This is a genomic window from Thiomicrorhabdus sp. Kp2 (assembly GCF_000478585.1).
Taxonomy (GTDB): Bacteria; Pseudomonadota; Gammaproteobacteria; order Thiomicrospirales; family Thiomicrospiraceae; genus Thiomicrorhabdus.
Window position 1 is genome coordinate 1814111 of the sequence record NZ_ARWI01000001.1, and the last position, 15042, is coordinate 1829152.

The following is a 15042-nucleotide window of genomic DNA, read 5'->3' on the forward strand; positions in this document are numbered from 1 at the left end:
GTATTGAATTGCATGAATACTGATAGTGAAGCAGGAAAACGCGTAGCGTTCGCTTCTGGCTTCACCCTGATTGAAGTGATGGTGGCTTTAGCGATTATTGCCATAGCACTTTCTGCAGTCAGTCGTAGTTTAGGTTTAACGGTGTCAAATCAAACGCATTTAGAGTCACGAGTATTGGCGACCTGGGTGGCGGAAAATTCGATTGTAGAACAGCAACTTTTTCCTGGCAAGCAAGCAGAGAAAAAACAGGTACAAAGTATGTTGAATCGCCAATGGGTCATTGAAACGACAAGTGAACCGACCTTCATTCCAGAAATCTATCGAATGTCGGTTGAGGTAAGAGAGGAAGGGTCGGAGCAACTCTCTGCCAATTTATTTAGTGTAGTTGGAGCCAATGAGTAATTTAACGCTCAAGTTGAAACAACAGCAAGGTTTTACCTTGATAGAGTTGTTGGTGGCTTTAGGGGTTTCTGCCGTGATAGCCGTTTTGGCTTATCAGTCCATTGACAGCATGGTGAATGTAAAGGCGAATGTTGAAGAACATGCCAGCCAAACAGAAATCCTACAGCGAGCGGTTTGGTGGATGGAGCAAGACTTTATTCAATTGACACCTCGCCCTATTCAGGATGAATTAGGCTCTGATTTGCCAGCGTTTCAGTATCGAGCGGATACAGGTATTGAACTGAGCAGAATTGCTCAGTTTCCAACGCCAAATTCGAATGGGGGTCTACAGCGAGTTGGTTATGTGTTGGATAATTCGGTGCTATACCGTTTAACTTGGCCTGTGATGGATCGTGCGCCTGACACTAAACCCAAAAAGGTCGTGTTATTAGAAGATGTCAGCAAACTGGATGTTGAGCTTTTAAACGCTTCAGATAAATGGGTAGACTCTTGGCCTGCGCCAACCCAAACTTTGGATGAGCTACCCAAGGCAACGAGAATTGTTATTGAGCATAAAACCCTGGGCACGCTTTCCCGTTTATATATGGGGGTAAGTTAGTGGTTTTGTATAGAAAAACGGTAGGCCTGTTTTATGAAAAGCAAAAAGGCTTTGCATTACTTACGGTAATGTTAGTGGTGGCTTTAGTGAGTATGGTCTCTAGTCAATTGCTCTATGATCAACAAGTTCATATACAGCGAAGCACCTATATGATTCACCAAGCGCATTCGATATCGGTGGCTTATGGATTTGAAGGCTGGGTCAAAAAAGGGTTAAAAGCAGATTTAAGAAATAATCCAACTGACCATTTGAATGAACAATGGGCACAACCCTTAATTCCAGTGGCATTTGCCGATGGTATGGTGAGTGGACGGTTGCTCGATTTGCATGCGCATTTAAATTTAAATAATGTGCTAGAACAAGATGCAAAGTTAAAAACGTTTTGGAAAAAAATGGTTGAGCGCTATCTTTCGCAAAGATTGCCTGAAGAGAATTTTCAGGGTTTTGCGGATGTGTTAACAGATTGGGTTGATGCTGATGATGACTCACAAGATTACGGTGCTGAAAGTGAGATATATTTATTGAATGAGCCCGCTTACCGAGCGGCAAACCAACCTATGGTTATGGTCAGTGAGCTGAAAAACCTACAGGGTATGGAAAAGATTAAGCCAATGAATTTACAAAAAATTGAGCAATATGTGACGGCACTGCCGAGTGTAACAACGATTAATGTGAATACGGCGGATATTCCCGTATTAACGGCAATGGCAGACTGGTTAACAGAAGATATTGCTAAACAGTGGGTGGTTCAAAGGAAGACTGAACCCGCTGAAGATACAGGTATGTTTATGGCCTTTTTAACGGATAAAACAGGGTTTATGCCCGATGAGATTGTAAAGGATATCCCTGTTCAGGTCATCGATGTAAAAAGTCAATTTTTTTTATTACAAGCACAAGTTGATTATGGTGATGTAAAGCAGGTGGTTTCATCCATTTTTAATCGAAAAAGTGAAAACGAAGTCACATTAGTGCAAAGGTGGTTAAGTGTTGGGTAGTAACCAAAATAAATCTGAAATACAGCAAACCGATGGTATTTTAGCCAACTCTTTGGTGGCAAGTATTTCACTTCAGGGTGAGTTGCAAATTCACAATGTTGAAGGCAAATTACTGAATGCAGAAGACGTTATTTCTAAATTGACAGCAAGTAGAAGATTGAATCGTGAGCTTGCCATTGTTTGGTTGCCAACACAAAAGTTGGTTATGACCGAAGCCATCGTACCTGGAAAGCGAAAGGCGCATTGGATGGCGGCTTTGCCTTATGCTCTGGAGGAAGGTTTGTCGGAACCTGTTGAGAGCTATCATTTTGTGCCTTATAACCGTACCAATGCGGGTTTAGTCTCTTTAGCGGCAGCGAACCATGAAGACATGAAAAATTGGAAGCGTATAATTGAATCGGCAGGTTTAGGGTACGCGCAGTTGGTTCCCGATTGTTTTAGATTGCAAAATAACAACGGTGAAGTAGCTGAAGGCTCTCATGTTTGGACTCTTTTTCAGCAAGGCAGTACTGTCTTGGTGAGAACCAGTGCTTATCAAGGGTTGGCGGGTAACTCCGATTGGTATCATGCCATAAAAGAGCAGGCTTTAAATCAGCGCTACATGAAGGACTTACAAGCCGTAACGGATATAAAAGAAGTTACAGTGAAGGCTTCTGATTTATTAAGCAGTCATTCGCAAAACTTGCCAAAGGTTTTATCTTTAAGCTTAAGTCAGTATGCCTATAAAACTCGTTCGGGTAATGAGAACAAATGGTATGAATGGCGTTGGGTTGCTGTTTTGATTTTTATTGTTGTGGGGTTGTATTTAACTAACCAAGTTATGCAGACGCAGCAGCTTAAAGATCAAGTTGACTATACTCAACAGAAAAATACCGAGCTTTTTAAAGTGATGTTTCCAGAAGCTAAACGAATTGTTAATATCAAATCACAGACATTGATGTATCTCAAGCGGCAAACAGAAGGAAGTGGCGAAGCACTCTATTTGATGCCTATTTTGCAACAGGTTGAACCTTGGTTTAGTCAAGCCAAAACGGTTAAAGTAGAACAGCTTCAATGGCACAGAGATAAAAAACAAAAACCATTGGAATTAACAGTGACGGCGACAAATACCAAGGAATTAGAAAATATTATTGAACTGTCTAACGCACAAAATAATCGTTCTGTGAAGTTGAGTCTTTCTTTAAAAAATGTCAATGCCGATGGCGCACAGGGAGTGATTTATGTGGACGCAAATTAACCAGGCCTGGTTGGATTTAGATGCACGAGAGCAAAACCTGGTTAAAGCGTTAGCTGTTTTTCTAGTTTTGGCCGCGTTATATGTCTTTATCTGGGCGCCAATTCAATCAAATAAACAGCAAGCACAGCAGCAGCTAGAGAGTGCTTTGCAAGAGTGGCAATGGTTGAATGAGCAAGTGCCAGCTGTAGAGGCTATGCGCTCTTCTGGCGGGGCTTCAAATTCTGTGCCAGTAACCTCCCAAAACCAATTGATGGCATTGCTGCAAAAAACCTTGCGTGAACAAAATCTGTTTAAAGATATTAAAACTTTGCAAGGTACGGCAAAGGGTGGAAAAGTTAGTTTTGAAAAGGTGGATGCAACAAGGTTATTTAAGTGGTTAAGTCTACTTGAACAGCAAGGCGTAACCACAAATAGCTTACAAGCCTCATGGCTTGAAACAGGCCTGGTAAAGGCTGAAATGCAATTTACTCTCCAATAGGAATATATCAATGCATTTTTTTGGGTTCAGTCGCAATAAAAAACAGTTTGCTGGTTTTGTTGCCTTGTTTGTTGTGGTGTTATTGCTGTCTATTTTGTCACAACTGCCTGCTAACTGGGTGTTGTCAAAACCTTTTATAAAACAAGCCATAGAACAAAAAATTAATCCATCTCAAAAGCTCAAAATTCTCGCTTCACGTGGAACGATTTGGCAAGGTGAAGTGGATCTGGCTATTGAGAAGCATGTAGCTAACAACGCAAAGTCTGCAAGCGCTATTTCAATCGGAAAAATCGCTTGGGATTTAAATCTTGCATCACTTTTGATTACCAAGTTATCTGCCGATATTGATTGGCAATTGGGTCAATCAACTTTGTCTGCTGAAGTATCTACGGGTATTTTTTCTTCAATGGAAACACGAAATCTGCATGTTTCTGACGTGAATGGTGTGATTAATCTTAAGGATTTAATGCCCAAATTAGCGTTTAAAAAAGTAGCCGAATCACCTATTACACAGAACTTAGCAGGCCTGGTTGGTATTAATCATGTTGAGGCTGAGTATTTGCTTCAAGCTAGGTGGTTTAGTGCTTTAGAATCGGATTTTCAAATTGACGAGTTATCGGTGATGAATAATGTATTTCCTACATTAAACCTTAAAGCCAATTTACAAGAAGAGCGAATCAAGGCGCGTTTAAATGGTCAGAAAACGGGCTGGCAATTAAATGGAACGGCCTCACTAAATAAAAGCTATGCTTATCATTTGGATTTGAATCTCAAGGCGACTTCTGAGAAAGAGTTACCTGATTGGGCGTTTTTATTGCAAAAAAAATCAGCGGTCAATTATGTGACCAAGCTACAAGGGCGGTTGTTTTAGTTGAGTTAAGACAATACTTGTATTTAGGCTAGTATCTCATTTAAGATGATTTTAGGTTTTAATTTTGATGCATTTTAAATAGAGATGTAATGCTGAATGAAAGAGATGCGATTTTGGTTGTTGGCGTTACTTTTGATGTTTACCACAAATGCAAATGCAGTGATTCTTTCAAGCGATGAAGCGCCACATTTTATTAGTATAGAAAGCTATCTCGCCCCATCGAAAGAGCTTTCACTTGCTGACGTTATCGAGATAAATGATTGGCAATCTCAGCCCAACCACTTTTCGTTTGGTTATTCTGGTGATACTCACTGGATTAAAATCGAACTTCAAAACATCTCTGATAAAACCCTTTCTCCTTTTCTTTGGATAACAGAGACCTTTCTGCATAAAGTGGTTTTTTATGAAAAAGTTAATAATCAGTGGCAATCCTTTACTAGAGGGTTGAATATTGATATTAATCATAAAGATGCATTAGATACCTATCCTCATTTTCAAGTACATTTAAAGCCGCAAGAAGCCAAAGTTATTTATGTTCAATTCAATGGTCAATTAGGTGTTTTTGGTGCTTTATTAGTGTCATCAGAAAAAGATTTTTATGATCAGGTTTTAAAAAAATCAATGATTTTTTCTTCATTGATTGTGGCACTTATTATGTTGTCCATTTTTTACCTGGTTTTACATGTGTACATTAAAGAGGCGAGTTTTATTTATTACAGCCTCTATAGTCTAAGTTACTCCATTTGGGTGGCCTTGTATAACGGCTTAATTCCGATGTTTTTCAATGAGTGGGTTAATAATGCACTGTATATATTTATGCCGATTGCATTTATTTTCTTAATCAAATTTTCACAATCTATCTTGGATACGCGTACACACAACTTACGTTGCCATATTTTTTTGAATGTATTGATTGCTCTGTATGTCGTCGCCATCGCCTTTATCCCATTTGATGTGCAAACAGGGTTTGTATTGCATAATGTGGCGGTCACCATAACGATGGTTCTTCTCATTATTTTATCGCTTAAATCTTTAGCACGAAAGGAGCGATTAATTAACTTATATGTGGTGGGGTTGTTTGCCTACTTCTCTGGCATGATAGTTTTGTCTATGCTCGCTTTGGGGTGGTTGCCTTACAACGTCTTAACACGTAATGCTCCTTTTCCTGGTTCTATTATTGAGTTTGCTTTTTTTGCTTATATCCTGGCGCTTAAAGTTTTTCAAATACAAGATGAAAAAGAGATTTCCAATCAATGCTTGGTTGAGATGCAAGCTCAAACCAATCTTCGTTTAGAAAGACAGGTTTCAGAGCGAACGTCACAGTTAGAGAAAATGCTGAAAAAACAGAATGGTTTGGTTAAACAGTACGCCAGCTTTATCTCTTTTATTACCCATGAATTAAGAAATCCATTGGGTATTATTAAAAGTCAGATTGCTTTATTAAGAAAAGAGTCGGAAAAAGGCATTAATAATTGTAGCAACCGTTTAAATACAATGAGCATGACAACCCAGCGTATGGAGATGTTATTTGATGATTGGTTGCTTTCGGATAAATTAGAAAATGATTTGTTCTCATTTGAAATTCAAACCTTTGAATTGTCTGATTGGATGGGAACTCTAGAGGAGATGATTAAACAAACCTACAGTACGCACCAATTTTATTTTGAAAAACAGTCTGTTATGATTCATGCAGATTCTGTTTTACTCAAACTGGCCTTTTATAACTTGATTGATAATGCGGTTAAATACTCCCCAGTAGGTTCGCTGATTAATATTAAGATTGTGGTAACAGAGAACAATATCTTTATCTATGTTGAAGATCATGGGGCGGGTGTCTCAGAAGAAGATGCGCAAAAAATCTTTGAGCGCTTTGTGCGAGGTAAAGGAGAAAGTCACATTCAAGGGACTGGTATAGGGCTATCACTCGTAAAGAACGTGATGGAGCTGCATGGCGGCGCTGCCTATATCGATCGTGAATACAAAAAAGGCAGCCGCTTTGTTTTACGCTTTAAGCGTGCCTAAGAAGTTTATAATTTAATCTTTTACTAAGGAGATAAATCATTAAATCATGGAAGGTGTAACTGTATTAGTCATTGAAGATGAGATCGATTTACGTGATGCCATTGTCTCCTTTTTAAATCTAGAAGACGCTTTTGCCGTGGGGGTGGGTAACCTCCAGGATGCCCAAAAGTGGTTAACTAAAAACTCACCCGATGTGGTCGTTTTGGATTTAAACCTAGACGGTGATGATGGCATGGAGTGGTTGAGGAGCAACCCTTTTTCTGATGATGTATCGGTCATTATCGCTTCTGCAAGAGGTGAGGTCATTGATCGTGTTCAGGGCTTTAAGTTAGGAATTGATTCATATCTGATTAAGCCAATCGCCTTGGAAGAACTGGTGGCGATTATTCTTAACCTTCAGCACAAAAAACAAACTCTACTACCTAGTATTGAGCAGGCGGAGTGGACTTTGAACACTCTTGATTGGAGCTTAAAAAATAAACACTTTTCAGAGCCAGTGAAGCTCACCAAGCTAGAAGAGATGGTGGTAAACCGTTTAGCGATTATGCCTGGGCAAGCGGTGAGTAAAAAAGAGCTGATTATTGCCTTGAATAAAAAAGAGGATTCTTACGATTTAAGAAGCCTAGAAGTTCTGATTAGACGTTTACGCCAAAAAATTGAACCTCTATCTGGAGACAGAACCAAGCCCATTAAAACGATTCATTCGATTGGTTATTCTTTTATAGAGCCAATTAAAATTATTTGATTACATTTCAAATCATCTATCTCTATTCATAAATTCTTTATTTGATTAAATCATAATTTAAACAATCGCTAGTCATGGGTTGTTTATTCACTTCTGAATGTCGGTTTGTGTCGTAATTTGTCGTAACTCGTCGTTAGTACTGTTTTTCAATAGGGGCCATACTTGGAGCCAATAAACGGTTTTGTGTGGTGTTTTGTATTGGGTTTTTAATCTACCAGGCCTGGTGGTTAAAACCATTCTTAGCGATTCTACTTCAGTTATCAAACAACAAAGACCGTGATTTAAAGTTTATTCACATATGAATGAGTTTAGTTAACGATTGGGAGAGCATCGTGAAGCATCAAGCAAATAATAAATCGCAACGTGGTTTTACCTTAGTTGAGATGTCGATTGTATTAGTTATTATCGGTTTAATTTTAGGTGCAGTGTCTATTGGTAAAGACCTGCAAAGAGATGCCGAATACAGCAAAATCAAACAAAAATTTGTGGATCAATGGGTGCAGTCCTACAACGCTTATTACAAGCGAGCGGGTGTAGTGGTGGGAGATAACCAATCCGAGCCAAGATTTATGGTAAATGGTGAAGATTATGCTGCGGGCGCTGGCGAACCTGTGTCTGGTGGAAATATGACGGCTGTCACGGAACCTAATGCAATTTGTCAGGGAAGTCTTGGGCCTAAAATGGATAGAGCCAATGCAGATGCTGATTTACATGCATTATTTGATCGCTTAGGTGTCAGAATGCCGCCAGGTCGTGCTGAAGGTTTGGAAGATCGTTATGTCTATTTAGATACCAATGGAAACCCACAAGAAATTCAAGTGTGTTTTCAGTGGAACCGTCCAGGGCGCGCAGAAGGTGCTGGTAATGTCATGGTTATTACTGGGTTAACCCCTGACTTGGCAAGGACTTTAGACCAAATGATTGATGGTAAGCCAGATGCAAGAGAGGGTTTGTTTAGACAGCAAGGTGTTGCCAATGGTACGGCTGGTACGGCAGGTGTTGAGTGGGATGGTAATAACTCTCAAGATGAGCAGGTTAGTGATAACGGTGATGCAACCAATACGGCTGACAACCAAGATGAAGACCAGGTTATCACCTTGGTTGCTATCTATAAAATGAATCAATAGGAGAACCATCATGTCTATGCAAAAAAAAGCTAAATTAAAAGGGTTTACGCTTGTTGAAATGGCTATCGTTTTGGCCATTATAGGTGTGATTTTGGGCGCTGTTTCTATTGGTAAAGATTTACAGCGAGATGCTGAGAACCAGAAAATTTATCAAAAATTTTTAGCTGCATGGAAGACATCCTACGATCAGTACTATAACCGTATTGGCGTGGTTGTTGGAGATAGCCAAGTTGCACCAACTTACATGGTAAACGGTTTTGAAGCCAATATTGGTGGGGGTGCAAATGGAGGTGCTTCTGGCAATGTAACTGGTGCTGTAGCGGGTGTTGCTGAGAACTTTACTAATACGGGTTTAAAAATTTGCCATGGACAAGGTTATGCGGCTAATACAGTCTCTACTGGAGATGCAGGGTTGGCCACACAAGATTTGCATGCGTTATTTGACCGTGCAGGTTTGAAAATGCCGCCTGGTCGTGCAGAGGGACAAGAAGATCGTTACTTATATTTAGATGCTAATGGTAACCCTGTTGAGTTGCAGGTTTGTTTTCAATGGAATCCAAATGGAACGAATAGCGGCGCGGGTAATGTGCTTGTGTTAAGAGGGCTTACGCCAGATTTAGCACGTACTCTGGATAGTATGATTGATGGAAAGCCTGACGCAATTGAAGGTCGATTTCGCCAGCAAGATGCCGCTTTAAACACAGGAGGCGCGAATACAAGTCAGCAACCTGGTGTTGAATGGCGTGCAAACAGCACCTACAAGGTGGGCGAGGAAGCCACGGCAACAGCAGATGGCGAAGGCGATAATCAAGATGAAAACCGAGTAGTGTTATTAACCGCGCACTGGCAGATGGATCAGTAGGTTAATAAGCAGATTTGTCAGCAGATCAATGAAAGAATAATTGGATATTAGGAGCGAGGTTTGTTATGTCACTACTCAGACTAGTAACGTTGGGATTGGGTGTTTTGGCTGCAGTATTTTTAGTGGTATCGGTCTCATATTCGGTGCAGCAGTGGCAAAAACTTCAAACCTCTCAGCAAGCGTATTTAGCGGCGGAGAGAAAGGTAAGAGTGATGTCTGAACTTGAGCAACAATTACCCGAGTTTCAAAAATACCAAAATACATTGCTTTCTATTCAATCTGGTGTAGCAAATAATGCACTCAACAAAGAAGATTGGAGCCGTAAAAGTGTCATTGTTAAAAATAGTATTATTTCAAGACAGGATGTTTCTGGGTTTTTGAAAGGAATTTCTAACAAAGAGACTCAATGGTTTAAGCCAAAGCAGTTTGCATTAAAAACGATGAGCGAAAAAGATGATCTTTTTCATTGGATTGAAAAAAGCTCCAATCAGCTTAATTTATTGCTTGAAGGTGAGTACATGATTCGGAGAGCGTTATGAGTGTCCCTTTAGGTTTTAAGCGAATATTGCATCTTGATAATCAGTATTGGTTATTAGAAGGTAAAAAAGCCATTTTAATGGATTCTTTAGAAGCGATTTCAGGTCCAAAAGTCATTTTATCTGATTTTAACCACGCTTTAACAGGCATAGAGACCGTTCATCAAGGTAGCTCTTATGCCTCTGCGATTATCGAAAAGAATCTCAGAAGTCGCGGTGATATGGAAGGTGCTAGTGAGGTGTTGGTTTTAAAAACTCAAAAAGCCGCCTCAGCCCAAAATGTTTTCTATGCCGCCTTGCCAATAAACGAATATGCCACCTATTTAGATACCATTAAAAAAGAGAGTGACCATTGTCTGTATATTCCTTTATGGAGTGCGATGTTAAATGTGGTTGATAAAGCCATTTCAACCGTGGTGGTTCAGCATGGTGGAGTGCTGGATGTGCTGGTCGTCGATTCTGGTTTTCCTTTGCATAGTATTCGAGTCTCTAGTGCTTCTTATGGCGGTCAAGATTGGGAGAGCGCCCTTAGCTATTTGGCAACAGAATTGAACCAGGTAGAGATAGATAACGCTTTGCAATTAGACAGTGTTAAGTGGTTCTTATGGTGTGCGGATAATGCATCAGATAACTTAGCAGAGCAGTTTGAAGCCCTTTCTGGGAGAGTGGTTTCTGTCGCTAATAAGGAGGTCATTTCGGTAAACAACAAAGATTGTTCAACCAATTTTGATGCGCTATTTCAAGCTCTTTCTACTTGTGATGCGATTAAGGCTGAAACCAGTAAACCGCTGTTTCAGTTTGAACGAGCCTTACCTTGGGTGGCGGGTTTGGTTCTGGCGATTAGTGCAGGTGCTTTTTTGGCGGGTCTAAATTGGCAAAAAACGGCTGAAGAGTATATAGCCTCTACAAATGAATTAATGGCATCTAGTCAGTATGAGGCAAAGCTGGCAAAGGCTAAGCAGCTCGTTGCTACAAACAATCAAACAGCCTCGATTCTCGAAACGGACAAAGTTGGTTTTATTGAAGAGCTCTATTCTATAACTGAATCAAATTCCATCCCGCAGATGGTTGCAGATTTGCAAGCCAGCGTGAACAAGTTTATTCATATTAATAATATACAGCTGCACAGTTCTGAAGAGAGTGATCGGTTTGGTATGGTGGTGCAAGGGTTTGTGGATCAAGACTTAGATTTTGCCTCTAAACAAGTTCGCCTATTCATCGACCGTTTAATTGAAAAAGGCTACCAAATTGAAGATAAAGGTTTTGTGGCTAAGAATGGTAATAATGGGTTCCAGTTAATACTCATTCCTGGAAATAAGGAATAGGTGTCAAAATGAAATATAGTGGTTTAGTTTTATTATTGATTATCGCTGTTGCGGTCTATTTGTCGTGGGATGAAGCGGCCAATAAACAGTATATTCCATCTAACTCAGACTCTTCCTTGAGTGAATTACAAGACTTAAAGTCTAAAACGTTGGTACAAAATTCTCAAAAAAGTCAGGCTTCAGTCGTAAGTCAACAAATTGAAGTTATTGCCGCTTATCAATCAGCCGCCAATATGAATACAAATTTAATCGCTTTGGCACCGATTGCTCCAGTAATAAAAAAAACAACGGTGACTTTACCTTCACAGCGTTATATTCCTTACACGCGTGTTGCCGCTAAGAGTTATAAAAACTATGCGATTTCAATGATTTTTATTGCTCCCAATAATCGTTATGCCGTGATTGATGATCATTTTTCAAGAGTGGGTGATGTCTTGCCAGACGGTGGAAAGGTTGTGGCCATTGAAGAAAATTATGTTGAAGTAAAGCGCGGCAAAAAAATAGAGGCGTTTAAGATTAATTCTTAATCCATTGTTTGAAACGATGACAGAAATGAGGTGTTTGACAATAGCCCATTCCAACATTGTTAATAGAAATCTAAGGCAGGTTAAATGAAAGTGAAGCAGGTTGTCTATGTTGTTTTAGGCTTTATTTTGGTTGTAGGGACAGCTTATTGGACAGTTAACTATTTAGTGCCTGCTAATCAATCTGAAATACCTGTTGAGAATTCTTCTATTGTAAATCCTGAATATTCAGATGCCCAGGATAATTACAGACTGAATTCAGAGGGTATAACCAGGCCTGGTAATATGAATGATCAGGTATCGAATCCCCCCGTGTTCAATGATGATGAATCTCAGTTAACTGAGGGAAAAGAGAATCAAGATAGCACGCAAGAGTTTAGTGACCTAAAGCCACAAGAAGATCTAGCCGTTCAGCCAGCAATGACCCGTGAAAAAAATGCAGTGGATTCCGTTTCAGCTGAAGAACAAAAGCGAGCTAAGTTAAATATTATTCGCGATGAGTTAAAAAAAATAGCCTCAGGCGACCCTCAGAGTGTCGACTTTAATAAGTTGGATGCTTTGCTGCTTGAGTTACAAGAAATGGGTGATGCAAATGGTGTTGTTGGAGGTGTAAGCATTCCTCAATTAAGAAAAATCATTGCTCAATCCAACAAAATCATTGAGACCTCGCAGAACAAAGGGTTATTGCCTGGTGAAGACAAAAACGAAAAATTAAAAGAAGAAGTGCAAACATTGCAAGACCTCCAGCAGGGGGTTGTACCGAATGAGTAGTCTTCTTAAAGAAATTGATTCTCACGTTAGAGGATTTTCTTTAATTGAACTTTCAGTGGCGTTGGTGATTATTGGGGTGATATCGGTGGCGACCTTACAAGTTTATAACTCGGCAAATACCTACAAAAATCAGGCAATGGCGAATAAAGGCCTGTTGCAAGCACAAGAAGCAGTGGTTTTTTTTGCACAAGCTAATTTCCGTCTTCCATGTCCAGACATAAATGGTGATGGTTATGAAGATTGTTCAGGTGGTTATAAGACAGGCCAGTTGCCTTTTTATACGATTGGACTTCCAGTCAGTAGTCAGGTTTCTGATGCCGATATTGGTTATCAAAACCTTATTTATGGGGTTTTTAGAGATTCCGTCAATGATGCCGAGCTAACCGTTTTAACAGAACGAACTGGAGACAGTTTAGGTGATGCTGATTATCAAAACATTGATGATTTAAAAAAAGCATTATCGAATGCTAGTTTGCTCGCCATCAGTGTTAATCAACCTTTTATAACAGGCAACAATGATACTTCTGGTAGTGAGGATTGCTTAACGAATAGGGTGGCTAATGGGGCTTTTTGGTTAGCTTCGTCCAGTGTTGAAGACGCTGATGGTGATGGCAATCCTTTTGATGGTGTGAATGCGTTTTTAAAGCATGATGGAAGCGGTTCTCTTTGTTTCGCAGCACCTTCGAGAAGACAAGATGCGAATTATGTAGATAGGGTTTCAGGTTTGGCCTTTAACGAATTAATAGGCTTACTTTAAACGGGTTTTTGAATGAATAATTATCAAAAGAATGGGTTATAAGATGCGTACTAAAAATCATACTTATGTTCAAATCGTGTCACTTGCTATGAGTGGTGCATTATTGGCGGGGTGTTCAACGGCTCACGTCTCCCAAAACAATATTGATAATATCAAGGAAGTCGATAATCAATCTCATGAATTGATGACGACGCGTATTAATCAAGAGTCCAAAAAGTTTATGGACGAAAGCCAAAGCCTTTATAAAAAAATTCAAAACATCCCCAAAGTAGAACCTGAAGTCGTTGCTGTAGAGCCTGAGTTCAACCCTTTAGATGCGGTGAAAATTAGTGTAAATGTCAACAATGGAGACGTACAGTCGGTATTGCATGCCATTTCTGATCAAGCAGGCATGAGCTTATTGATGGATCCTCAGTTGTCGGAGCTCAAGCGCAAAATCAGTATGCATCTAAAAAATGTACCAGCCAGCCTTGTCTTTAACCAGGTCATGGAGCTCTTAGACTTTGATGGTCAAGTGAAAGGTAATGTCTTGATTGTGAGACCTTATCGTGAAAAAGTGTATGAGCTGAACTTCTTACAGACTTCTACCAGTATTGACTACAGCATGGGTGGAGATGTCTTTGGTGCTAATACCAACTCGAATGGAAGTGGCGGTAGTAGTGGTGGTAATAAACCAATGACAGGTTCTTTAGCATTTAAAGGGACTGGCGCAACCCAAAGCAATCCATATAGTCAGTTAAGTGAAACTTTAGAAGACATTTTAGGTAGAAAAAAAGCCAATGAACAAGAGAGTGTGATTCCTGGTGTAACCAACCAAGCTCCAAATATGATGGGGCGTCTTCCTATGCCAATCAAAGAAACCCCAAAAGGGTTTCAACCTGTTTATTCTCTCAATGAGATGACAGGCACTTTATATCTAAAGGCCAAACCGTCACAAGTGGAGGCGGTTGATCAACTCATTTCACAATATAAATCGGTATTGTCAAGACAGGTACTGATTGAAGCGCAATTGCTTGATGTCCGTCTAGGAGATGGTAATCAGTATGGAGTTGATTGGAATAAACTTGGCCAAGATATTGCCTATAACTATGGTGCAGGTTCAGTTGATTTAGGCGGTGTGACCGATACGTTAAGCGGAACAGGAAATCAGATTCGCTCAATTACTATTCCTTCTAACTCTTATGGCGTAGATGGCGCTACCAACCTAAAACTGGTGCATTCAGCTAATACCTTCTCAGTAGCGATGCAAGCCTTACAGCAGTTTGGTAGCTTAAGAGTACTATCGAATCCAAGTATCCGCGCTAAAAATGCTCGTCCAGCCTTTATTAGTGTAGGACGTAATTCTCAGTATATTTCTGAAAGTACCTCCACTGTAAATAACGTGGGCGGTTCTTTAACCACAACCAGTGATGTATCAACCAGCTCGGTGTTTGATGGCATCATTTTAGGATTCGAACCCTTTATTGATTCTGATGGAAAAATCAGTCTAACCATTCACCCTATGCAGTCGAATGTGGATAAAGCAAGTATGGCATTAGTGGATGTAGGAAACGGTACCAAAATCACCTTACCCGTAATTGATTTTAAAGGCTTAACCACATCGCTTAGTCTTAAAGATGGCGACACGGTTATTTTAGGTGGCTTAATGGATGAAGTGGCAACAGATTCAGGTGAGGGGGTGCCAGGGTTGAATGAAATTCCTGGAATCGGCGCGCTATTTGGTGGTAACCGTCTGCATGATAAGGAGACTAGAGAGTTGGTTATGGTTTTACGTGTAACGATTCTCTAGAGG

16 protein-coding genes are annotated in these 15042 nt (G+C 40.0%); all 16 read left to right on the plus strand.

The window, feature by feature from the left end:
- Positions 1-12 precede the first annotated feature (12 nt).
- Positions 13-402 carry a type II secretion system minor pseudopilin GspI gene (gene gspI / locus A379_RS12760; RefSeq protein ID WP_051145107.1) on the plus strand — a complete coding sequence of 130 codons (390 nt, stop codon included), beginning with the start codon at positions 13-15 and terminating at the stop codon, positions 400-402.
- Complete coding sequence (gene gspJ / locus A379_RS08305) at positions 395-1000, plus strand: type II secretion system minor pseudopilin GspJ (protein ID WP_040727431.1); 606 nt, start codon at positions 395-397, stop codon at positions 998-1000. Before gspI ends, gspJ begins: the two co-directional genes overlap by 8 nt.
- A complete protein-coding gene (gene gspK / locus A379_RS08310) occupies positions 1000-1995 on the plus strand; it encodes a type II secretion system minor pseudopilin GspK (protein ID WP_040727437.1) in 996 nt (331 codons plus the stop codon). Before gspJ ends, gspK begins: the two co-directional genes overlap by 1 nt.
- Entirely contained in the window at positions 1985-3232 is a 1248-nt protein-coding gene (gene gspL, locus A379_RS08315; RefSeq protein WP_040727438.1) for a type II secretion system protein GspL, read from the plus strand. The genes gspK and gspL overlap by 11 nt, the downstream gene beginning before the upstream one ends.
- Positions 3216-3710: a type II secretion system protein GspM gene (gspM, locus tag A379_RS08320; protein WP_040727440.1), complete on the plus strand. Its 495-nt coding sequence runs from the start codon at positions 3216-3218 to the stop codon at positions 3708-3710. The genes gspL and gspM overlap by 17 nt, the downstream gene beginning before the upstream one ends.
- 10 nt (positions 3711-3720) lie before the next feature.
- Positions 3721-4581, plus strand: a complete 861-nt coding sequence (gspN, locus tag A379_RS08325; RefSeq protein ID WP_040727441.1) for a type II secretion system protein N — start codon at positions 3721-3723, stop codon at positions 4579-4581.
- 96 nt (positions 4582-4677) lie between these two features.
- Positions 4678-6603 (plus strand): sensor histidine kinase, encoded by a 1926-nt coding sequence (locus A379_RS08330; RefSeq protein ID WP_040727444.1) that lies wholly within the window; start codon positions 4678-4680, stop codon positions 6601-6603.
- Between the two features lie 46 nt (positions 6604-6649).
- Positions 6650-7348, plus strand: coding sequence for a response regulator transcription factor (locus A379_RS08335; RefSeq protein WP_040727446.1), 699 nt, complete (start codon positions 6650-6652; stop codon positions 7346-7348).
- 332 nt (positions 7349-7680) lie between these two features.
- A complete protein-coding gene (locus A379_RS08340) occupies positions 7681-8475 on the plus strand; it encodes a type II secretion system protein (protein WP_198525664.1) in 795 nt (264 codons plus the stop codon).
- A 10-nt stretch (positions 8476-8485) separates the two neighbouring features.
- Positions 8486-9337: a type II secretion system protein gene (locus A379_RS08345; RefSeq protein WP_040727448.1), complete on the plus strand. Its 852-nt coding sequence runs from the start codon at positions 8486-8488 to the stop codon at positions 9335-9337.
- 65 nt (positions 9338-9402) lie between these two features.
- Positions 9403-9876, plus strand: a complete 474-nt coding sequence (locus A379_RS08350; protein WP_040727449.1) for a hypothetical protein — start codon at positions 9403-9405, stop codon at positions 9874-9876.
- Positions 9873-11198, plus strand: a complete 1326-nt coding sequence (locus A379_RS08355; RefSeq protein WP_040727450.1) for a hypothetical protein — start codon at positions 9873-9875, stop codon at positions 11196-11198. Before A379_RS08350 ends, A379_RS08355 begins: the two co-directional genes overlap by 4 nt.
- 8 nt (positions 11199-11206) lie before the next feature.
- On the plus strand, positions 11207-11725 hold the full coding sequence (locus A379_RS08360) for a hypothetical protein (RefSeq protein WP_040727451.1): 519 nt from the start codon (positions 11207-11209) through the stop codon (positions 11723-11725).
- Between the two features lie 84 nt (positions 11726-11809).
- Positions 11810-12493 (plus strand): hypothetical protein, encoded by a 684-nt coding sequence (locus A379_RS08365; protein ID WP_040727453.1) that lies wholly within the window; start codon positions 11810-11812, stop codon positions 12491-12493.
- Positions 12486-13250, plus strand: a complete 765-nt coding sequence (locus A379_RS08370; protein ID WP_040727454.1) for a type II secretion system protein — start codon at positions 12486-12488, stop codon at positions 13248-13250. The genes A379_RS08365 and A379_RS08370 overlap by 8 nt, the downstream gene beginning before the upstream one ends.
- Positions 13251-13293: 43 nt before the next feature.
- Positions 13294-15039, plus strand: coding sequence for a pilus (MSHA type) biogenesis protein MshL (mshL, locus tag A379_RS08375; RefSeq protein WP_040727455.1), 1746 nt, complete (start codon positions 13294-13296; stop codon positions 15037-15039).
- The last annotated feature ends 3 nt before the right edge of the window (positions 15040-15042 follow it).

Excerpts from the sequence above, each read along its gene's own strand:
- A379_RS08355 (WP_040727450.1), top strand. The coding sequence starts at position 9,873 with ATGAGTGTCCCTTTAGGTTTTAAGCGAATATTGCATCTTGATAATCAG.
- A379_RS08370 (WP_040727454.1), top strand. The coding sequence starts at position 12,486 with ATGAGTAGTCTTCTTAAAGAAATTGATTCTCACGTTAGAGGATTTTCT.
- gspI (WP_051145107.1), top strand. The coding sequence starts at position 13 with ATGAATACTGATAGTGAAGCAGGAAAACGCGTAGCGTTCGCTTCTGGC.
- gspJ (WP_040727431.1), top strand. The coding sequence starts at position 395 with ATGAGTAATTTAACGCTCAAGTTGAAACAACAGCAAGGTTTTACCTTG.
- A379_RS08350 (WP_040727449.1), top strand. The coding sequence starts at position 9,403 with ATGTCACTACTCAGACTAGTAACGTTGGGATTGGGTGTTTTGGCTGCA.
- mshL (WP_040727455.1), top strand. The coding sequence starts at position 13,294 with ATGCGTACTAAAAATCATACTTATGTTCAAATCGTGTCACTTGCTATG.
- A379_RS08330 (WP_040727444.1), top strand. The coding sequence starts at position 4,678 with ATGAAAGAGATGCGATTTTGGTTGTTGGCGTTACTTTTGATGTTTACC.
- A379_RS08365 (WP_040727453.1), top strand. The coding sequence starts at position 11,810 with ATGAAAGTGAAGCAGGTTGTCTATGTTGTTTTAGGCTTTATTTTGGTT.
- A379_RS08345 (WP_040727448.1), top strand. The coding sequence starts at position 8,486 with ATGTCTATGCAAAAAAAAGCTAAATTAAAAGGGTTTACGCTTGTTGAA.
- gspM (WP_040727440.1), top strand. The coding sequence starts at position 3,216 with ATGTGGACGCAAATTAACCAGGCCTGGTTGGATTTAGATGCACGAGAG.
- gspN (WP_040727441.1), top strand. The coding sequence starts at position 3,721 with ATGCATTTTTTTGGGTTCAGTCGCAATAAAAAACAGTTTGCTGGTTTT.
- A379_RS08335 (WP_040727446.1), top strand. The coding sequence starts at position 6,650 with ATGGAAGGTGTAACTGTATTAGTCATTGAAGATGAGATCGATTTACGT.
- A379_RS08360 (WP_040727451.1), top strand. The coding sequence starts at position 11,207 with ATGAAATATAGTGGTTTAGTTTTATTATTGATTATCGCTGTTGCGGTC.